Below are 2,586 nucleotides of genomic sequence, written 5' to 3'. Positions count from 1 at the left end.
GTATGCAGACCTAGGGGACACCAGAAGAGGGAGCATCTCACCTTTGTAACTCCTAAATCAGGTTTTTATGTCAAGCTATTTTGAAAGCCTTGCTAGAAACCAGTTTTAGGGATAAGTATAATTACTCACTTGCATAAATGAGATGCTCCCAACCGCAAACCGCAAGAACTCTTACAATTAATAGAGACGATTCTTGTTTATAAGTTACCGCTGCTCAATCGTCGGGAGATAGAAACTATGTTTAGTTTAGATGAATTAAAACAAACTCAGTATTTTCAAGATGTGCGCGAGGAAGCGCGTCAGGAAGGCAGACTAAACAAAGCACTAGAGGCGGTTCCTCGTTTGTTAGCCTTAGGGTTAAGCGTTGAGCAAGTCGCATCCGCCTTAGAATTAGAGGTTAAACAGGTTAGAGCTATACAAAACGGGACATAATCTCCTTATGTCCTCATGTCTAGGAGGTTCTGTTATACTAAATCCTGTTTGATTTGATTGATTCAAGCTAATGTTATGGCTAATACTGGGAAAAGTTAAGATTTATACCCCATAGATGAGCGATTAAAAGCAATAATCTCCGCCATTCTACCCCCCCGAATTTGTCAAGTATTCTCCGTTTTTTATTGATGAATACGGAAAAAGCCCATCAGGGAGAGACTGGAAGGGTTAGAAAGTTGAGATTTAACGAGTCCGTTGATGCGGTCTAAGAGCAAGCGCGGATGAAGAAATAAATGGCCATCAGTAGCAGAAAAATATAAAAAGTAATCCGCACCAATCGATCGGGTAATTTCGGTAAAAAACGAGTGGTTACTTGTACACCTATAGAACCACCGATACCTAAAATAATCCCTTCTAGATAAAGAATATGACCAGCTTGGGCATGAGCGAAACAGGCGGCGATCGAATTGAGTAAAACCACACCTAAACTGGTGACAATGGCGATTTTGATCTTTTCTGCCAAAAAAATCATTTGTAGTGGCACCATGATCGCCCCACCGCCAATTCCGAAAATACCGGCTAGAAATCCAGCGATTCCTCCGGTTAGCAGACAGGCTAGATTAGGATGCAATCTAAGGGCAGAAACTGGCTCTTTTTGGCTTAAATTTTGCTTGAGATTGGTTAAATAGATATTGAGTAGTAAAAAACAACCAAAAGCCGCTTCTAGGAGGTGTTTGGGGCTAGATTTGACCAGATAGACCCCGATAAATGCCGTAAAAATCCCGGGTAAACCTAAGAGGAGAACTCGCTGCCATTTGAGGGAACCTAATCGCCAATTTTGGATCGTACCCCCTAGGGAAGTAAAAACGATCGCTAAACTGCTGGTAGCCACCGATTCCCCGTAACTGTAGCCCAAATTTAACAGGATCGCCACGGAGATAGTGCCACCCCCAATACCAAATAAACCCGCTAATAAGCCCGAAAAAACGCCTGTTATCAGTAAAATTAAGTAATAGTCTGCCATTATCTTCGGTTCATGGCCTTGAAGGGTCTGAATTTGCTATCATACATAGGGGCAATGGTAGAACATTTTCTCGAAGAAAGGGCTATTAACTAAAATTTAGTGATCAATGGGGCTAAATTATTGACAATCACCTGATATTTTTTCTGATTTAATTAGGGTTTGCTGAAAAAATAAGGGCGAAGGATTCGGATAGAAAATCTACGGTTTCAGCGATAGGTTATGCCTGAATGCTTCGCCCCTACAGGACTTGCACCTGTTTCGCAAAACCAGCCACTAAAACCCTTACCTCGTCTATATTTCACATTTATTCAGCAACTCCTAATTACATAACCTTTATCCCTGCACTGCTGAGAAACTTACCTATGACTAAAAGAGCTTTACTACTAATTAATCGTCACTCGCGCAAGGGTAAAGAAAACTTTGCTCAAACTGTTGATCTGCTCAATAATTGGGATTTTGAAATTATCAGCGTCCCTTTGAAAAAGGTAGAAGATATACCTTTTTTGCTGGAAAAATATCGCTCTAGTATTGATTTAGTTATTGTCGGTGGTGGCGATGGGACTCTTAATGCTATGGCGGATATGTTGGTAGAAACTCAACTGCCTTTAGGCATTATACCTCTGGGAACGGCTAATGATTTAGCCCGGACTTTAGGGATACCGAATTCTATTGCCGAAGCCTGTCGAATTATTGCGGAAGGTAATTTAAAATATATCGATCTAGGTTGGGTAAATAATAAATACTTTTTCAACGTGGCTAGTTTAGGATTAAGTGTGAAAATTACCCAAAAACTGAACAAGGGTTTAAAGCGACGTTTGGGGATTTTGGCCTACGCTTGGACAGCTTTACAGGTATTAAGTAAAACTCGTCCTTTTACCGCTATTATCGGTATTGATGGCCAAAATATCAAAGTTAAAACCCTACAAATAGCGATCGGAAATGGTCGTTATTATGGGGGAGGAATGCCGATAGCTCACGATGCCCAAATCGACGATCAAAGGTTAGATTTATATAGCCTAGAAATTGAACACTGGTGGCAAATTTTCCCGCTTTTATGGACATTACCGCGAGGACAACAGGGTTTATTATCTTGGGTGAGAACTCTTAAGGGGAAAGAAATTCAAATTCAG

Annotated in this window: 2 protein-coding genes and 1 pseudogene; 2 read left to right on the top strand and 1 reads right to left on the bottom strand. The window is 40.8% G+C overall.

Annotated elements, in window-relative coordinates:
* Positions 1–147: 147 nt before the first annotated feature.
* Positions 148–432: pseudogene (locus IM515_RS22365) on the top strand (DUF2887 domain-containing protein); the annotation flags it as partial.
* Between the two features lie 265 nt (positions 433–697).
* On the opposite strand, the gene IM515_RS22360 reads toward IM515_RS22365, so the two are convergent.
* The gene (locus tag IM515_RS22360; protein WP_190722561.1) at positions 698–1,456 is read right to left on the bottom strand and encodes a sulfite exporter TauE/SafE family protein; all 759 of its coding nucleotides are present in this window, start codon (positions 1,454–1,456) and stop codon (positions 698–700) included.
* Between the two features lie 362 nt (positions 1,457–1,818).
* Here IM515_RS22360 and IM515_RS22355 point away from each other — a divergent pair.
* Positions 1,819–2,586 (top strand): lipid kinase (locus IM515_RS22355; RefSeq protein WP_287630125.1); only part of this gene is annotated, 768 nt, incomplete at its 3' end.

The organism is Microcystis sp. M44BS1 (genome assembly GCF_020244875.1).
In the GTDB taxonomy this organism is placed as follows: domain Bacteria; phylum Cyanobacteriota; class Cyanobacteriia; order Cyanobacteriales; family Microcystaceae; genus Microcystis; species Microcystis panniformis.
Note: the sequence above shows the minus strand (reverse complement) of the source record. Positions and strands in the feature narration are given on the sequence as shown.

Excerpts from the sequence above, each read along its gene's own strand:
- IM515_RS22360 (WP_190722561.1), bottom strand. The coding sequence starts at position 1,456 with ATGGCAGACTATTACTTAATTTTACTGATAACAGGCGTTTTTTCGGGC.